At 74.0% G+C, this 16438-nt stretch carries 15 protein-coding genes; 5 read left to right on the top strand and 10 right to left on the bottom strand.

Annotated features, from left to right (window positions below; all coding sequences use genetic code 11):
* Positions 1 to 227: 227 nt before the first annotated feature.
* The 3 genes from EDJALFJO_RS04250 to EDJALFJO_RS04240 all read right to left on the bottom strand — a co-directional run bounded on the left by EDJALFJO_RS04250 (position 228) and on the right by EDJALFJO_RS04240 (position 3517).
* The gene (locus EDJALFJO_RS04250; protein ID WP_088282553.1) at positions 228 to 1325 is read right to left on the bottom strand and encodes an Rv2578c family radical SAM protein; all 1098 of its coding nucleotides are present in this window, start codon (positions 1323 to 1325) and stop codon (positions 228 to 230) included.
* 44 nt (positions 1326 to 1369) lie between these two features.
* The gene (gene hisS / locus EDJALFJO_RS04245) at positions 1370 to 2710 is read right to left on the bottom strand and encodes a histidine--tRNA ligase (protein WP_088282551.1); all 1341 of its coding nucleotides are present in this window, start codon (positions 2708 to 2710) and stop codon (positions 1370 to 1372) included.
* 93 nt (positions 2711 to 2803) lie between these two features.
* The gene (locus EDJALFJO_RS04240; protein ID WP_088282550.1) at positions 2804 to 3517 is read right to left on the bottom strand and encodes an MBL fold metallo-hydrolase; all 714 of its coding nucleotides are present in this window, start codon (positions 3515 to 3517) and stop codon (positions 2804 to 2806) included.
* A 199-nt stretch (positions 3518 to 3716) separates the two neighbouring features.
* Here EDJALFJO_RS04240 and EDJALFJO_RS04235 point away from each other — a divergent pair, with 199 nt between their 5' ends.
* The 5 genes from EDJALFJO_RS04235 to EDJALFJO_RS04215 all read left to right on the top strand — a co-directional run bounded on the left by EDJALFJO_RS04235 (position 3717) and on the right by EDJALFJO_RS04215 (position 7592).
* A complete protein-coding gene (locus EDJALFJO_RS04235; RefSeq protein WP_198949987.1) occupies positions 3717 to 4559 on the top strand; it encodes a peptidylprolyl isomerase in 843 nt (280 codons plus the stop codon).
* A gap of 69 nt (positions 4560 to 4628) precedes the next feature.
* Positions 4629 to 5879, top strand: a complete 1251-nt coding sequence (locus EDJALFJO_RS04230; RefSeq protein ID WP_198949986.1) for a DUF349 domain-containing protein — start codon at positions 4629 to 4631, stop codon at positions 5877 to 5879.
* Positions 5880 to 6030: 151 nt separating this feature from the next.
* Entirely contained in the window at positions 6031 to 6642 is a 612-nt protein-coding gene (locus EDJALFJO_RS04225; RefSeq protein ID WP_143448284.1) for a hypothetical protein, read from the top strand.
* A gap of 10 nt (positions 6643 to 6652) precedes the next feature.
* Positions 6653 to 7153: a helix-turn-helix transcriptional regulator gene (locus tag EDJALFJO_RS04220; RefSeq protein WP_088282557.1), complete on the top strand. Its 501-nt coding sequence runs from the start codon at positions 6653 to 6655 to the stop codon at positions 7151 to 7153.
* A 10-nt stretch (positions 7154 to 7163) separates the two neighbouring features.
* Positions 7164 to 7592: a VOC family protein gene (locus EDJALFJO_RS04215; protein ID WP_088282544.1), complete on the top strand. Its 429-nt coding sequence runs from the start codon at positions 7164 to 7166 to the stop codon at positions 7590 to 7592.
* A 42-nt stretch (positions 7593 to 7634) separates the two neighbouring features.
* Here EDJALFJO_RS04215 and EDJALFJO_RS04210 read toward each other — a convergent pair whose 3' ends face one another.
* The 7 genes from EDJALFJO_RS04210 to ruvA all read right to left on the bottom strand — a co-directional run bounded on the left by EDJALFJO_RS04210 (position 7635) and on the right by ruvA (position 16280).
* Positions 7635 to 9899, bottom strand: coding sequence for a bifunctional (p)ppGpp synthetase/guanosine-3',5'-bis(diphosphate) 3'-pyrophosphohydrolase (locus EDJALFJO_RS04210; protein WP_088282555.1), 2265 nt, complete (start codon positions 9897 to 9899; stop codon positions 7635 to 7637).
* Positions 9900 to 10265: 366 nt separating this feature from the next.
* Entirely contained in the window at positions 10266 to 10802 is a 537-nt protein-coding gene (locus EDJALFJO_RS04205) for an adenine phosphoribosyltransferase (RefSeq protein ID WP_088282542.1), read from the bottom strand.
* Between the two features lie 9 nt (positions 10803 to 10811).
* Positions 10812 to 11963, bottom strand: coding sequence for a protein translocase subunit SecF (gene secF, locus EDJALFJO_RS04200; RefSeq protein ID WP_088282540.1), 1152 nt, complete (start codon positions 11961 to 11963; stop codon positions 10812 to 10814).
* Complete coding sequence (secD, locus tag EDJALFJO_RS04195; protein WP_088282538.1) at positions 11963 to 13960, bottom strand: protein translocase subunit SecD; 1998 nt, start codon at positions 13958 to 13960, stop codon at positions 11963 to 11965. The genes secF and secD overlap by 1 nt, the downstream gene beginning before the upstream one ends.
* Positions 13961 to 14019: 59 nt before the next feature.
* Entirely contained in the window at positions 14020 to 14391 is a 372-nt protein-coding gene (gene yajC, locus EDJALFJO_RS04190; protein ID WP_088282536.1) for a preprotein translocase subunit YajC, read from the bottom strand.
* 166 nt (positions 14392 to 14557) lie between these two features.
* Positions 14558 to 15637 (bottom strand): Holliday junction branch migration DNA helicase RuvB, encoded by a 1080-nt coding sequence (gene ruvB, locus EDJALFJO_RS04185; protein ID WP_088282534.1) that lies wholly within the window; start codon positions 15635 to 15637, stop codon positions 14558 to 14560.
* A 22-nt stretch (positions 15638 to 15659) separates the two neighbouring features.
* Complete coding sequence (gene ruvA / locus EDJALFJO_RS04180) at positions 15660 to 16280, bottom strand: Holliday junction branch migration protein RuvA (protein WP_088282532.1); 621 nt, start codon at positions 16278 to 16280, stop codon at positions 15660 to 15662.
* Positions 16281 to 16438 lie beyond the last annotated feature (158 nt).

Raw genomic sequence — 16438 nt, 5'->3', positions numbered from 1 at the left:
CAGCCGGGTCCCGAACGGCCTGTTCGGGTCGGGGCTGCGCGGCGCCGCCGGCCCGGGAGCACGACGCGAGGGCGGACGCCGCGAGGACGACCACGAGCAGGGCCGCGGCGCCGCGCAGCCCCGACCCGAACAGGCCGTTCGGGACCCGGCTGGACGAGTCGGTCATGCCGCAAACCTGTCACGGACCTCACCAACGGACAATGACGAGGATCACGCCGGGCGGGGGCTCAGAGGATCGTCAGCTGCTCCGGCACACCGTCCGGCGCCGGCACGGCACCCTTCGCGGCGCCGTCCGCGGCACGCTCCGGCGCGCCCGGCACGCTGCCCGCCGGGTACTCCCCCTCGTCGTCCCCGGGGATGCCGCGGACGTTGCCCGGCGGCGTGAGCCCGTGCCGGCGCAGGAGCGGACGGACCCGGGCCCCGAGCCAGAGGCGGTACTCCTTCGACGCGTACGCGCCGCGCCCGTAGAGATCGCGGTAGCGCGGCACGAGGACCGGGCGCTCACGGGCCAGCCAGGCGAGGAACCACTCCCGGGCCCCCGGCCGCAGGTGCAGCGGGACGACCGTCACCCCGGTCGCGCCGGCCTCAGCGAGCCGGGCCAGCGCCGCGTCGAGGTGCTCGACGGAGTCCGTGAGCCACGGCAGCACCGGCGCGAGGAACACCCCGCACGGCAGCCCGGTGTCGCGGGCCGCCCGGACGACGTCGAGCCGGGCGCGTGGCGACGGCGTCCCCGGCTCGAGGCTCTCGTGCAGCGCCTCGTCGTGGATCGCGAGCGAGACGCCGAGGCCGACGGGCACCGAGCGGGCCGCCTCCGCGAGCACCGGCAGGTCCCGGCGCAGCAGTGTGCCCTTCGTGAGGACGGACAGCGGCGTCCCGGACTCCGCGAGCGCGCGCACCACCCCCGGCATGAGCCGGTAGCGGCCCTCGGCGCGCTGGTAGGGGTCGGTGTTCGTGCCCAGCGCGACGTGCTCGCGGGCCCACGACGGCCGGGCGAGCTCGCGCCGCAGCACGTCGACGAGGTTGGTCTTCACGACGACCTCGGTGTCGAACCCGCGCCCGGTGTCGAGGTCGAGCCAGGCATGGGTGCCGCGGGCGAAGCAGTAGACGCACGCGTGCGTGCAGCCGCGGTACGGGTTGACCGTCCACCCGAAGGGCATCTGCGACCCGCCCGGGACGGCGTTGAGGGCGCTGCGGGCGGCGACCTCGTGGAAGCGCACGCCCGGGAACTCGTCCGCGGTGACGGTCCGCAGCAGGCCCTTGATGGTCCGCAGGCCGGGCAGGGCGCCGGCGTCCTCGGTACCGACCGCCTGCCCCGCCCACCGCATGCGCCTATCCGAACATGTGTTCGAATAGACGTCAAGGCGACCCGCTATCCGGCGACCACCGACGGCAGCAGGTCCTCGGCCGGCGGCACCCACGTCGAGGGGTCCGCCGGGACCTGCTCACCGGAGCGGATGTCCTTGACCTGGTGCGTCCCGTCGTCCTGCGGGAACCAGACGAAGGGGATGCCGCGCCGGTCGGCGTACCGGATCTGCTTGCCGAACTTCGCCGCGTTCGGGGACACCTCGACGGCCGTCCCGCGGGCCCGCAGCTGCGCGGCCACCGCCTGGCACGCCGGCCGGGACCCCTCGTCCGCGAGCGCGACGACCACGACGGTCGGCACCGACCGGGAGACCGCGATCCTGCCCCGGGCGAAGAGCGGCGCGAGGGTGCGCGTGACACCGAGCGAGATGCCGACGCCGGGATAGGTCTTCGCGCCGTCCGAGGCGAGCGAGTCGTAGCGGCCGCCGGAGCAGATGGAGCCGAGCGACTCGAAGCCGGCCATCCGGGTCTCGAAGACGGTCCCGGTGTAGTAGTCGAGCCCGCGCGCGATCCGCAGGTCGGCGACCGCGGTGAACCGGTCGGTCGCGAGCGGCGCCACGGCCTCGACGACCCGCACCAGCTCCTCGAGGCCCTCGTCCAGGAGCGGGTGCTCGACGCCCAGCGCGCGCACCTCGCCGGCGAACGACGCGTCGGTGCCGCTGATCGTGGCCAGTCGCAGGCACAGGTCGGCCTGGTCGCCGTCCAGGCCGGCCTCGGCGACGAGGAGCGCCCGGACGGCGTCCGCGGGCAGCTTGTCGATCTTGTCGACGGCGCGCATCACCGCGGCCGCGTCCGCCGCACCGAGACCGAGGTAGAAGCCCTCGATGAGCTTGCGGTTGTTGACCTGCATGCGCAGCGGCGGCAGCGGGAGGCGGCCCATCGCCTCGGCCATGACCTGGGCGACCTCGACGTCCGCGTGGAACGGCAGCTCGCCGTCCCCGACGACGTCGATGTCGGCCTGGGTGAACTCGCGGTAGCGGCCCTCCTGCGGCCGCTCCCCCCGCCACACGGACTGGATCTGGTAGCGCTTGAACGGGAACTGGAGCTTCCCGCTGTTCTCCAGCACGTAACGCGCGAACGGCACAGTGAGGTCGAAGTGCAGGCCGAGGGTGCGGTCCGGGTCCTGCTCCTCGTCGGGGTCGGCGTGCAGCCGCCGCAGCACGTAGACCTCCTTGTCGATCTCACCCTTGCGCAGCAGCTGGCCCATCGGCTCGACGGCGCGGGTCTGCAGCGAGGCGAAGCCCCACGACTCGAAGGTCGCGCGCAGGGTGTCGAGGACACGCTGCTCGGCGATGCGCTCGGCCGGGCTGAACTCCGGGAAGCCGGACAGCGGGGTGGGTCGTGCCATGGGGATCTCGCTCCTGGTGGTCTGCGGGGCGGCTACGGGCGGGGCGTCAGGTGCGCGGACGGCGACGGACGGCGGGCGCGCGGACGCCGTCCGTCACCGATGCTCGGCGGCGACCTGGAGCAGGTACGGGTTGGTCCGGCGCTCGCGCCCGACCGTCGTGGCCGGGCCGTGCCCGGGGAGCACGTAGACGTCGTCCGGGAGCGTGAGGACCTTGTCCCGCAGGGACGCGAGCATCGCGGCCATGCTCCCGCCGGGCAGGTCGGTGCGGCCGATGCTGCCCGCGAACAGGACGTCCCCGGACACCACCGTCGAGGTCGCGCCGACGGCCGGCGCCAGGTCGTCGGGCACGCCCGGGAGGGCGAACATGACCGAGCCCTCGGTGTGGCCCGGGGCGTGCGAGACGGTGACGGTCAGCCCGGCGAGGTCGAGGACCTCCCCGTCGGTGACGGTGCGGACGTCGCTCGGCTCGGCCCACGTCGCGCTCGCGCCGAACTGGGCCTCGAGCATCGCGAGGAGCTGCGGGTCCAGCGTCGCGAAGGGGTCCGCGAGGCGGTAGCGGTCGTCGCCGTGGACCAGGGCCGGGACGCCGTTGCTGCTGCACACCGGGGTCACCGAGTAGACGTGGTCGGCGTGGCCGTGGGTGAGGAGCACCGCCGCGGGCCGCAGCCGGTGCTCGGCGAGGACGGCCGCCAGGGTGTCGAGGACGCCGATGCCCGGGTCGACGACGAGGCACTCCTCGCCGGCCGCGGGCGCGACGACGTAGCAGTTCGTCGCGAAGGCGGCGGCCGGGAAGGAGGTCACGAGCACCCGGGAAGCCTACCGAGCCCGCCCCGAGGGGCCGAAACGGGTTCTGCGCGCGACTGCGCAGGTCACGCGGGGGTCACGGTCTCGGGCACGGGGCCCGCCACGTCTCCCGCAACGGCCGATCCGCGACACGCTGGCACCTACACTGGCCCGGTCACCGAGCGGCCGGTCAGTCCCCGGCCGCCGACGAGGAGGAGCACGAGTGTCGCCGACCAGCCGCGAGAAGGCGTACGCCCGCAAGCGGTACGAGAAGTGGGAGCAGAAGCAGGCCGTGAAGCAGGCAGCCCGCCGGGCCCGCCGGCGCAACACGATCGCCGCCGTGTCCGCGATCGCCGCCGTCGGTCTCGTCGTCGGCGGGGTCATGTACTTCACCCGCGACTCCGGCTCCACCGCCGACCCGGCCGCGTCGGCCACGCCGTCGGCGTCCGCGAGCGCCACGCCGTCCGCCTCGGCCGGCGCGAACAACCCGTGCCCGGACCCGACCGCGAAGGCCGGTGCGGCGCAGTCGTTCGACGCGGCGCCGTCCGAGGCCGACGCCAAGGGCAAGAAGTTCACCGTGACGGTGGAGACGACGTGCGGCCCGCTCCTCATGGAGCTCGACGGGGCCAAGGCGCCGAAGGCCGTCGCGTCGTTCGTCTTCCTCGCGAAGAAGGGCTACTTCGACAACAGCCCGTGCCACCGGCTCACGACGGAGGGGATCTTCGTCCTCCAGTGCGGCGACCCGACCGGCACCGGCACCGGCGGGCCCGGCTACTCGTACGGCCCGGTCGAGAACGCCCCCAAGGACGACGTCTACCCCGCGGGCACGATCGCGATGGCGCGGCAGGGCGGCAACGGCAGCAGCATGGGCAGCCAGTTCTTCCTCGTGTACAAGGACTCCACCATCCCCAGCGACAACGCGGGCGGGTACACGATCATGGGCACGGTGAGCGGCGGCAAGGACGTCGTGGAGAAGGTCGCCGCGGGCGGCGTCACGGGCGGGGGCACCGACGGTGCGCCGGTCCGGGCGGTCTCCATCACGTCCACGAAGGTCGCCCAGGGATAGGCGGACCGGCACGGCGGTGCCCGCCACCCGGGCGGGCACCGAGGCAGGATGCGAACAGGAAGCGTGATCGTGAGCGCAGAGCAGTGGGGTCGGGTCGACGCCGACGGCACGGTGTACGTGCGGACGGCGGACGGCGAGCGGCCCGTCGGGTCCTACCCGGGCGCCTCGCCCGAGGAGGCCCTGGCCTACTTCGCCCGTAAGTTCGACGACCTGGCGGCGCAGATCACGCTGCTGGAGCAGCGGATCGCCGCGGGGCACGTGAGCGGGCCCGAGGCCGAGTCCGGCGTGTCCCGGCTGCGGGACGCCGTCGCGCAGTCGAACGCCGTGGGCGACCTCGCCGCGCTCGTCGCGCGCCTCGACGCGCTCGCACCGCTGGCCGAGGCGAAGAAGGCCGAGGCGGACAAGGCGAAGGCCGAGGCGAAGGCCAGGGCCGCCGCCGAGCGCGCGACGCTCGTCGAGGAGGCCGAGACGCTCAGCGCGGTCGATGCCGAGCGGATGCCGTGGAAGACGACCGGCGACCGGCTCCGGGTGCTGTTCGACGAGTGGAAGCGGCTCCAGAAGGAGGCCCGCCTCGACAAGCACACCGAGGACGAGCTCTGGAAGCGGTTCTCGCACGCGCGCACGACGTTCGACCGCAAGCGGCGCCAGCACTTCGGGGCGCTCGACGAGCAGCGCGCCCAGGTCAAGGCCGCCAAGGAGGCGCTCGTCGCCGAGGCCGAGACGCTGTCGACGTCGACCGACTGGGGCCTCACGGCGGGTGCCTACCGCACCCTCATGGACCGCTGGAAGGCGGCCGGCCGGGCGTCGAAGAAGGACGACGACGAGCTGTGGGTGCGGTTCCGCGCCGCGCAGGACGCGTTCTTCGCGGCCCGGACCGCGGCCTCGTCCGTGGTCGACGCGGAGTTCTCGGCGAACCTCGAGGTCAAGGAGGCGCTGCTCCTCGAGGCCGAGGCGCTGCTGCCCGTGACCGACCTGCAGGCCGCCAAGAACGCGCTGCGCGGGATCCAGGAGCGCTGGGAGGCCGCGGGCAAGGTGCCGCGGGCCGACATCGGCCGGGTCGAGGGCCGGATGCGGGCCGTCGAGACCGCCGTCCGGGACGCCGAGCAGGACCGCTGGCGCCGGACGAACCCCGAGGCGCGGGCCCGGGCCGAGGACGCCGTCACCCAGCTCGAGACGACGATCGCCGGGCTGCGCACGAAGCTCGAGAAGGCGCAGGCCGCCGGCGACGCCCGCAAGGTCACCGAGCACGAGCAGGCCATCGCGGCCCGCGAGGAGTGGCTCGAGCAGGCCCGCAAGGCGCTCGAGGAGTACAGCGGCTGACCGGTCCGCCCCTCGGGGCGGGCCGCTGGACGGGTCGGGGCCGGGCGGGTGTCCGGGACCGGCCCGTCCACAGTTCGTACGGCCGCCGGGTTGTCCACAGGGGCAGCGTCGAGGGCGGCGGAGCGGGGCCCCGGCGCGGCAGGGTGGACGCATGCACACCAGGTTCATGCGCCCCTCCACCGCGGACGACGCCCGCGACCTCGCCCGTCTCACGTCCGACGGGCTGCTCCGCCGCGTCGTCGGTGACGTGCACGTCTCGCTGCTCGAGCCCGACGACCGGGAGGTGCGCGCCGCCGCGGCGGGTGCGCTGCTGCCGCCCCGGCTGCTCGCCGCCGGGGCCGCGGTCTACGGGCCGGACGCCGTCTGGCTGCACGCGGGCGGCGACCCGCCCGACAGGCTGCACGTCGCCCTGCCCGTGCGCCGCGGCCGGGCGGGCACCGACCTCGTCGTCGTCCACGAGGCCCGGCTGCCTGCCGGGGACCTCGAGGTCGTCGCCGGGGCCACGGTGACCGTGCCGGCCCGGGCCGCCGCGGACGTCGCGCGCGGCCTGCCCCCGGGCCAGGCGCTGCCGCTGCTGCGCCGGCTCGCGGCCGCGGTCGACCTCGACCCGCGGGACGTCCTCGTGCATCTCGAGCGGCTCAGCGGCTGCCGGGGCGTCGAGGCCGCGCGGTCGACCGTCCTCGGCTGGGCGACGGGCGTGGAGTCCGCCCGGCGGTCCCCCGGCGGCGGGCGGGCCGGCTCGCTCGTGACCGCCCCGCCGTAGGGTGACGGCCATGTCGGCCCGGCACGAGGAGGCTCCCGACGCGGCGCGTCCGCCGCGCCGGCCGGTGCCGCTCGGGCTGCTGCCGCACCTGCGGCGGGCGCGGGACCACCTGGACCGGCACTACGCGAGCGACCTCGACCTCACCGCGGTCGCGTCCGTGGCCGGCGTCTCGAGGTTCCACTTCGTGCGCGCGTTCGAGACGACCTACGGCGAGACACCGATGCGCTACCTGTCGCGGCGGCGGATCGAACGCGCGCAGGACCTCCTCCGGAACGCGAACCTCACGGTCACCGAGATCTGCACGGCGGTCGGCTTCACCAGCCTCGGGTCGTTCTCGTCCCGGTTCACCGCGCTCGTCGGGATGCCTCCTACGGCCTACCGCGACCGGTGGGCCGCGCACCACGGCGGGGCGCACGTCCCTGGCTGCTGGCTGTTCATGCGCGGTGTGCTCGACCTGCAGGGGACGTCTCGAGCAATCGGGGAGAAGCCATCGGAGGGGGCGGAGCCGTAGCGTCGTCGCCATGATTACGAACATCTCCCTCGTGACCGTCTACTGCCTCGACCAGGACGCGACCCGCGACTTCTACGTCGACGTCCTGGGGTTCCTCCCGACCACCGACGTGACCATGGGCGAAGGGTTCCGGTGGGTGACCGTCAGCCACCCGAGCCAGCCGGAGATCCAGGTCACCCTCATGACGCCCGGGCCGCCGCTGAGCGACGAGGCCGCGGCGTTCTACCGGCGCCAGCTCGAGGCGGGCGAGATGGGTGGCCTCGGCCTCAAGGTCGACGACTGCCGGAAGACCTACGAGGACCTCGTCGCCAAGGGCGTCACGTTCCTCCAGGAGCCGGCCGACCGCCCCTACGGCGTCGAGGCCGTCATGCGCGACAACACCGGCAACTGGCTCGTGCTCGTCGAGCCGAAGGAGTTCTCGCCCGCCGACTTCGGCTGACGGGGCCGCGGGCCGGGCGCGGACGGCGCCCGGCCGCCGCGGTCACTCCGGTCGCATCGACGAGCCGGTGACGCGCGTGACGTCGAAGACGCCCTCGACGCGCCGCACGGCCGAGAGCACGTGGTCGAGGTGCGCCGGGTCGGCCATCTCGAAGGTGAACCGGGAGATGGCCACCCGGTCCCGGCTGGTCTGGACGTTGGCGGCGAGGATGTTCACGTGGCTGTCGGACAGCACCCGGGTGACGTCCGAGAGGAGCCGGTTCCGGTCGAGCGCCTCGACCTGGATCTGCACGAGGAAGACGCTCCCCGAGCTCGGCGCCCACTCGACGTCCACGATCCGGTCGGGCTCGGCACGCAGGCCCGAGACGTTCTGGCAGTCCCCGTGGTGGACCGAGACGCCGCTGCCGCGGGTCACGAAGCCGATGATCGGGTCGCCGGGCACCGGTGTGCAGCACCGCGCGAGCTTGACCCAGACGTCGTCGACGCCGCGCACGACGACACCGGGGTCGCCGAGCCGCGGCCGCCGGGCCACCCTGGTCGGGGTGGTCGACTCGGCGATGTCCTCCTCGGCGGCCTCCTCGCCGCCGAGCGACTGCACGAGGCGCTGGACGACCGTCGCCGCCGAGACGTGCCCCTCGCCGACGGCCGCGTACAGGGCGGAGACGTCCGGGTAGCGCATCTCGGTCGCGAGCGTCACGAGCGACTCGTGCGACATGAGGCGCTGGATCGGCAGGTGCTGCTTGCGCATCGCCTTGGCGATCGCGTCCTTGCCCTGCTCGACGGCCTCCTCGCGGCGCTCCTTGGAGAACCACTGCCGGATCTTGTTGCGCGCGCGAGGGCTGCGGACGAACGTCAGCCAGTCCCGGCTGGGGCCGGCGGCCTCCGCCTTGGACGTGAAGATCTCGACGACGTCGCCGTTGTCGAGGGTGCTCTCCAGCGGGACGAGCCGGCCGTTGACCCGGGCGCCCATGCACCGGTGGCCGACCTCGGTGTGCACGGCGTACGCGAAGTCGACGGGGGTCGACCCGGACGGCAGCGGCACGACGTCGCCCTTGGGCGTGAAGACGTAGACCTCCTGCGCGTTGATCTCGAACCGCAGGGAGTCGAGGAACTCCCCCGGGTCGCTCGTCTCGCGCTGCCAGTCGAGGAGCTGGCGGATCCACTTCATGTCGTTGGCGCCGGCGTCGTCGACCTTCGCCTGGGCGCCGCCGCGGGCCTCGTCCTTGTACTTCCAGTGCGCCGCGACGCCGTACTCGGCGCGGCGGTGCATCTGGTGGGTGCGGATCTGGATCTCGACGGGCTTGCCCTCGGGCCCGATGACCGTCGTGTGCAGCGACTGGTACATGTTGAACTTGGGCATCGCGATGTAGTCCTTGAAGCGGCCCGGCACGGGGTTCCACCGTGCGTGCAGCGCTCCGAGGACGGCGTAGCAGTCCCGGACGGTGTCGACGAGGACGCGCACCCCGACGAGGTCGTAGATCTCCGCGAAGTCGCGGCCGCGGACGATCATCTTCTGGTAGACGGAGTAGTAGTGCTTCGGCCGGCCCGTCACAGCGGCCTTGATCTTGGCGCCCTTGAGGTCGGCGTTCACCTGCTCCCGGACGGTCGCGAGGTAGTCCTCGCGGGCCGGGGCGCGCTCGGCGACGAGCCGGACGATCTCGTCGTAGACCTTCGGGTAGAGCGTCGCGAACGACAGGTCCTCGAGCTCCCACTTGATGGTGTTCATGCCGAGCCGGTGGGCCAGCGGGGCGTAGATCTCGAGGGTCTCGCGGGCCTTGCGCTCGGCGGAGGCCTGCGGCACGTACCGCCAGGTGCGGGCGTTGTGGAGCCGGTCGGCGAGCTTGATGACGAGCACCCGGATGTCGCGCGACATCGCGACGACCATCTTGCGGACGGTCTCGGCCTGCGCGGCGTCGCCGTACTTGACCTTGTCGAGCTTCGTCACGCCGTCGACGAGGGCGGCGATCTCGTCGCCGAACTCCTTGCGCAGCTCCGTGAGCTGGTACTCGGTGTCCTCGACGGTGTCGTGGAGCAGGGCCGCGGCGAGCGTCGGCGGCGTCATCCCGAGCTCGGCGAGGATCGCCGACACGGCGACCGGGTGCGTGATGTACGGGTCGCCGCTCTTGCGCTTCTGGCCGGCGTGCGCCCGGGCGGCGACCTCGAAGGCGCGCTCGATGACGGACAGGTCGGCCTTCGGGTGGGTCGTCCGGACCGCGCGGAGCAGCGGCTCGAGCAGCGGCGAGGTCGTCGGCCCGCGGCCGGACCCGAACCGGGCGATGCGGGAGAGCACCCGGCTCGTCGCGGGCAGACCCTCGGTACCGGTCTGCCGGTGCCGCGCCGGGGTCGTCGGCGTCGCCGGGACGACCGCGCCGCCGTTCTGCGCGGCCTTCTGCCCGGTCTGCGCGGAGGCGTGGAGGTCCACGACCGCGGCGTCCTGCGAGGACGCCGGCGCGGCCGTCTGCGGGCGGCCGGCCGCGTGAACGGCCTCCGCCGGGACCCTCTCCTCCGCCACGCCGCCTCCGCGAGGTCGCCCGCTGCTGCACCGGGAGACACCCCGGTCCGTCGAGTCTACGGGTGGAGGTGCCGCACCACCCCACCGCCACGGGTATCGGCAGCGCCGGGCGGCACCTCAACCCCGGCGGGCGGCCGCGATGCCGCAGCGGCCATGCGGGGCTCAGACCCGGATGAGGGCCCGGACGTCGCGGCCCGGCAGCTTGGTCCGGCCGTCGAGGAAGGTCAGCTCCATGAGGACGGCGACCCCGACGACCGTGCCGCCGATCCGCTCGACGAGCTCGCACGCCGCCGCGGCGGTCCCGCCGGTGGCGAGCACGTCGTCGACGACGAGCACCCGCTGCCCCGGCAGGACGCCGTCCACGTGGAGCTCGACCTCGGCCGTGCCGTACTCGAGCTCGTAGGACGCCGACACCGTCTCCCACGGCAGCTTGCCGACCTTGCGCACGGGCACGAACCCGGCGCCGAGCGCGATCGCGACCGGCGCCGCGAGGATGAACCCGCGGGCCTCGATGCCGACGACGACGTCGACCTCGCCGTCGGCCGCGCCGACCCGGTGCGGGCCGGCGAACGCCTCGACGACCTCACCGAAGGCCGGTCCGTCCCCGAGCAGCGGGGTGATGTCCTTGAACTGGATGCCCGGCGTCGGGTAGTCGGGGACGTTCCGGATGAGGTCGACGACCCTGCTGGCGAGCGCCACGGGCCCGCCTCAGCGCTTGCGGTTGCCGGGGCGGCCGCCGCGCGAGGTGCCCTTGCGCGGCTGCTGGCGCTGCGCGGGCGCCGCCGGGCGGCCGGTCTGCGACGCCGCCGTCGCGGTGGCGGCGGTGGCCTCCTGGACGTCCTCGCCGGCCCCGACGCTGACGAGCGCCTCCTCCGGGCGGTCGCCCTGCTCCGCACGGCGCCGGGCGACCCGGGCGGCCTGCTGCTGGATCTCCGGCTCACGGCTGCGCAGCGTCACGAGGAGCGGCGTCGCGATGAAGATCGAGGAGTAGGTGCCCGCCGCGATCCCGACGAAGAGCGCGAGCGAGATGTCCTTGAGCGTCCCCGCCCCGAGCACGAACGCACCGATGAAGAGGATCGACGCGACGGGCAGGAGCGCGACGACCGAGGTGTTGATCGAGCGGACGAGGGTCTGGTTGACCGCGAGGTTCGCCGCCTCGGCGTACGTCCGCTTCGTCGACGCGAGCACGTGCTCGGTGTTCTCGCGGACCTTGTCGAAGACGACGACCGTGTCGTAGAGCGAGTAGCCGAGGATCGTCAGGAAGCCGATGACCGAGGCCGGGGTCACCTCGAACCCGACGAGGGCGTAGACGCCGACCGTCAGGAGCAGGTCGTGGAGCAGGGCGACGATGCCCGCGGCGGCCATCTTCCAGGTGCGGAAGTACAGCGCGATGACGAGCGAGACGAGCACGAGGAAGACCGCGAGACCCGTGAGCGCCTTGTTCGTGACGTCCGCACCCCACGACGGGCCGACGAACGACGAGCTGACCTGCGTCTCGGGCACCGAGTACGCCTTGGCGAGCGCCGCCTGGACCTCCTCGGTCTCCGCGTCGCTCAGCTGGTCGGTCTGCACCCGCACCGAGTTGTCACCGACGGTCGAGATCCGCGGCTCGTTGTTCGGGACGATGGCGCGGACGGCGTCACGGGCCAGGCCCTGGTCGGTCGTCGAGACCTTGGAGACCGTGAACTCCGAGCCGCCGCGGAACTCGATACCGGGGTTCAGCCGGTTGATCCCGAGCGCCCCGAGCGAGATGAGCACGGCGACGGCGGCGATGAGGTACCACGTGCGCCGACGCTCGATGAAGTCGATCGAGCGCTTGCCCGTGTAGAGGTCGTTGCCGAACTGGGCGAAGCTGGGCATCAGGCGTCCTTCCCGGACGTCGCGGCGCCGGTTCCGGCGTCCGACCCGTCGGGCTCGTCGTCGCCGGGCCGGGCGGCCCGTTCGGCAGCGGCGCGCCGCTCGGCGATGGTCATCCGGCCGCCGGAGGCGGCCGGCACGGCGGCGGGCGCACCCGCTGTCGCGAAGACGTCCTCGGGCTCGCCGGACGCCTTGGCGGCCGGGGCCGCCGGGGTCCGGACCCGGCCGCGGCCGGTGTACGTGACGGCCCGGCCGAGGTGCACCGGGTCGAAGCCGGAGAGCTTGTGGCCGCCCCCGAAGAACTTCGTCCGGGCGAGCAGCGCGACCGTCGGGTGCGTGAAGAGGAAGACGACCGCGAGGTCGACGATCGTCGTGAGGCCGAGAGTGAAGGCGAAGCCCCGGACGGCACCGACGGCGAGGACGTAGAGCACGACGGCCGCGAGGAAGCTGACGGCGTCGGACGCGATGATCGTCCGCCGGGCGCGGCTCCACGCCATCTCGACGGCGGCCCGCAGCGGGCGGCCGTCCCGGACCTCGTCCCGGATCCGTTCGAAGTAGACGATGAACGAGTCCGCCGTGATACCGATCGCGACGATGAGGCCGGCGACACCCGGCAGGCTCAGCCGGTAGCCCTGCCGCCAGCCGAGGAGCACGACGAGGCCGTAGGTGACGCCACCCGCGATGACGAGGCTCGCGACCGTGACGAGCCCGAGGGCACGGTACTGGAAGAGCGAGTACACGACGACGAGCACGAGCCCGATGAGGCCCGCGAGGAGGCCGCCGCGCAGCGAGTCGGAGCCGAGCGTCGCCGAGATGGCGGCCTTCGTCGTCACCTCGAAGGACAGCGGCAGCGCGCCGTACTTGAGCTGGTCGGCCAGCGTCTGCGCCGTCTCGAGCGTGAAGTTGCCGGTGATCCGGGCGTTGCCGGTCGTGATCGGCTCGTTCGTGCTCGGCGCCGAGACGACGAGCCCGTCGAGCACGATGCCGAACCGGTTGCGGTCGCCCTGCAGCGCCGCGAGCCGGGTCGTGACGGCGGCGAACTTCTTGCCGCCGTCGGAGGTGAAGTTGAGGTCGACCTCGTAGTCCGGGCCGCTCGCCCCGTTGGCGCCCTGAGTGAGACCGAAGGTCGCGGTCTTGACGTCGGTGCCGATGACCTCGGCCGGGCCGAGGATGTACTTCGCGGTGCCGTCCCGCTCGCAGGCGACGAGCGGCTTCGCCGCGTCGTCCGCGCCGCCGTTGCCCTGGAGGTTGGCGGGATCGGAGCAGTCGAGCTTCTCGAAGTCGGCCGCGAGCTTCTCGTCGATCCAGTTCGTGTCGCTCGCATCGGTCGGCTTGGCGGACGGCGTCGCCGTCGCCCCGCCGCTCGGCGTTGCGGTCGCGTCACCGGCGGTCGTGCTCGGCGTCGGGCTCGTCGTCGCCCCGAGGAAGGCCTTCGGGACGGCGCGACCGCTGCCGGACGTCGTGGCGGACGCGCTCGGCGTCGCGCTCTCCCCCGCCGACGCGGAGGCCGACGGTGTCGCGCTCCCGGTCGCGGTCGGGGTCGCGCCGCCGGTCGCGGTGCCGTCGGTGGCCGTCGGGGTCGGCTGCGGGGAGCCCGCCGCGGCCGCGAGGACGGCCCGGAAGCGCAGCTGCGCGGCCTGGGTGACGAGCGCCTCGGTCTTCTTGTCCGGCTTGCCGGGCAGGGAGACGATGATCTGGGTGTTCGCCCCGGAACCGCTCGTCGTCACCTCGGCCTCGGACACACCGCTGCCGTTGACCCGCTGACGGATGATCTCGACCGCCTGGTCGACGACCGTCTGGCTGATCGTCCCGCTCACGCCGTCGGCGAGCCGCGGCTTGAGGACGATCTGCGTGCCGCCCTCGAGGTCGAGGGCCAGCTTCGGCGTCCACGTCGCGGACGACCAGATGACGCCCGCGGCGATGACGCCGTAGAGGACGACCAGGAGGCCCACGAGGACGCCGAGCGTCCGCCCTGGGCGGGTGATGGTGGATCGTGCCACGGGTTCGGTCTCTTCCGTTCGTCAGACGCCGGCCGCGTGCGGCGGTCGGCGTGGGCCGGTCACTCCCGGCCGGGAGGGGGCTCTTCGTCGCCGGACCGCGCCGCGTCCCCGCCCTCGGAGGGGTTCTCGGCAGCATCGGTGCCCGGCTGGACCGTCGTGCCGGCGCCGGGCGAGATGATCCGGGCGACGGCCCGCTTGTCCCACCGGGACTGCTGGCCCGCGGAGGTCTCGAGCACCATGACGTCGCCCTCGACGGCGACGACCGTGGCGTACAGGCCGGACGTCGTCATGATCTCGGCGCCGGGGCCGAGGCGGCTCTGCGTCGTCACCGCCTCGCGCTGGGCACGGCGGGTCCGCAGGAACATGAGCACGAGAAGCCCGAAGGCCGCGAGGAGCAGCACGGTTCCGAGCGGAGAGCTGCTGCTGCCCACGGTGTTCAGGACCTCCTCGTCGGACGGGAGGGTCCGACGGCGGGCTCTCCCTGGATCGGCATGCGCGCCCCTGGTCGGGCACGGCCGTGCGTGAGTCTAGGCGAGCCGTGACACGCAGAACAAAGAAACCCCCGCACCGCGAGTCGATCACGGCCCGGCCGGTGCCTCAGACGTCGTCCGCGGCGTCGAAGAGGTCCGGCTGGGTGCCCCTCGGCACCGCGAGCCCGAGGTGCCGCCAGGTCGCCGGCGTCGCGACGCGCCCGCGCGGCGTCCGGCCGATGAGCCCCTCCCGCACGAGGAAGGGTTCCGCGACCGTCTCGACGGTCTCCGGCTCCTCCCCCACGGCGACGGCGAGCGTCGACAGCCCGACCGGGCCGCCGCCGAACCGCATGCACAGGGCCTCGAGGACGGAGCGGTCGAGCCGGTCGAGTCCCTTGGCGTCCACCGCGTACACCTCGAGCGCAGCCCGGGCCGCGTCGGCGTCGGCGGTGCCGTCGCCACGCACCTGCGCCCAGTCCCGCACCCGGCGCAGCAGCCGGTTCGCGATCCGGGGCGTGCCGCGGGACCGGCTCGCGATCTCCCAGCCGCCGTCCTCGGTGAGCGGGACGCCGAGCAGCCGGGCCGAGCGCCGCAGCACCTGCTCGAGCTCGGCCGTCTCGTAGAAGTCGAGGTGGCCGGTGAACCCGAACCGGTCGCGCAGCGGCCCCGGGAGCATCCCGGCGCGGGTCGTCGCGCCGACGATCGTGAACGGCGGCAGGTCGAGCGGGATGGCCGTCGCCCCCGCGCCCTTGCCGACGACGATGTCGACCCGGAAGTCCTCCATCGCGACGTAGAGCATCTCCTCGGCGGGCCGGGCCATCCGGTGGATCTCGTCGAGGAACAGCACCTCGCCCTCCTCGAGCGAGGACAGGACGGCGGCCAGGTCGCCCGCGTGCTGGATCGCCGGGCCGCTCGTCACCCGCAGCGGGACGCCGAGCTCATGGGCGACGATCATCGCGAGCGTCGTCTTGCCGAGCCCGGGCGGGCCCGACAGCAGGATGTGGTCGGGGGTGTGCCCGCGGCCCTTCGCCGCGTCGAGCACGAGGGAGAGCTGCTCGCGGACGACGCGCTGGCCGACGAACTCGTCGAGCCCCTTGGGCCGCAGCGCACCCTCGATCGCGCGCTCGTCGGGGTCCGCGCCCGGGTCGACGACGTCGTGGCCGCCGACGCGGGTGCCGAGGTCGGTCTCCTCGAGGCCGGCGTCCATGTCGTGCTCCCTCACCGCTGCGTCACCCGGTCCGCCCGAGCCGGCGCAGCGCCGCCCGGAGCACCCCCGCGACGTCGCCGTCGGCGGCGGCCGCGGACGCGCCGTCCGCGCAGACCTCGTCGACGACGTCCCCGGCCTGCTTGGCGGACCAGCCGAGCCCGACGAGCGCCTCGACGACCTGCTCGCGCCAGACCGGGGCGGTGTCCGCGGCGGTCGGAAGCGCCAGGGTGCCGTCACCGGACGGCGCCCCGAGCCGGTCGGTGAGCTCCAGGACGATCCGCTGGGCGCCCTTGCGCCCGATCCCGGGCACCTTCATGAGCGACGTGAGGTCCTGCCCGGTGACCGCGGCCCGCAGGCCGTCGGGGGTGTGCACCGCGAGCATCGCGAGCGCGAGCCGCGGACCGATCCCCGACACCGTCTGGACGGTCTCGAAGACGTCCCGCTCGTCGGCGTCCGCGAACCCGAAGAGGGTGAGCGAGTCCTCCCGGACGACGAGGCTCGTCGAGAGCCGCGCCTCCTGGCCGACGCGCAGGCCGGCGAGCGTCGCGGGGGTCGCCTGCACGAGCATGCCGACCCCGCCGACCTCGACGACCGCGGCGTCGAGCCGCAGCGCGAGCACCGGGCCACGGACCGAGGCGATCACGGGCTACCTCCCCGACGGGCCCGCCCAGGAGCCCGCAGATACGAACAGGTGTACGAACGTCACCGTAGCCGGTCGATCCGGGACGACCGCTGCGACGCGCCGGGCTGGCGGGGCGCCGCGGCCGCGCTCGCCGCGGCGATCCGGGCCGCGGACCGGAT

This window comes from Kineosporia sp. A_224 (assembly GCF_002198655.1).
In the GTDB taxonomy this organism is placed as follows: domain Bacteria; phylum Actinomycetota; class Actinomycetes; order Actinomycetales; family Kineosporiaceae; genus R-H-3.
The sequence above is the reverse complement of the archived record's forward strand: the minus strand, read 5'-3'. Positions and strand labels throughout refer to the sequence as shown.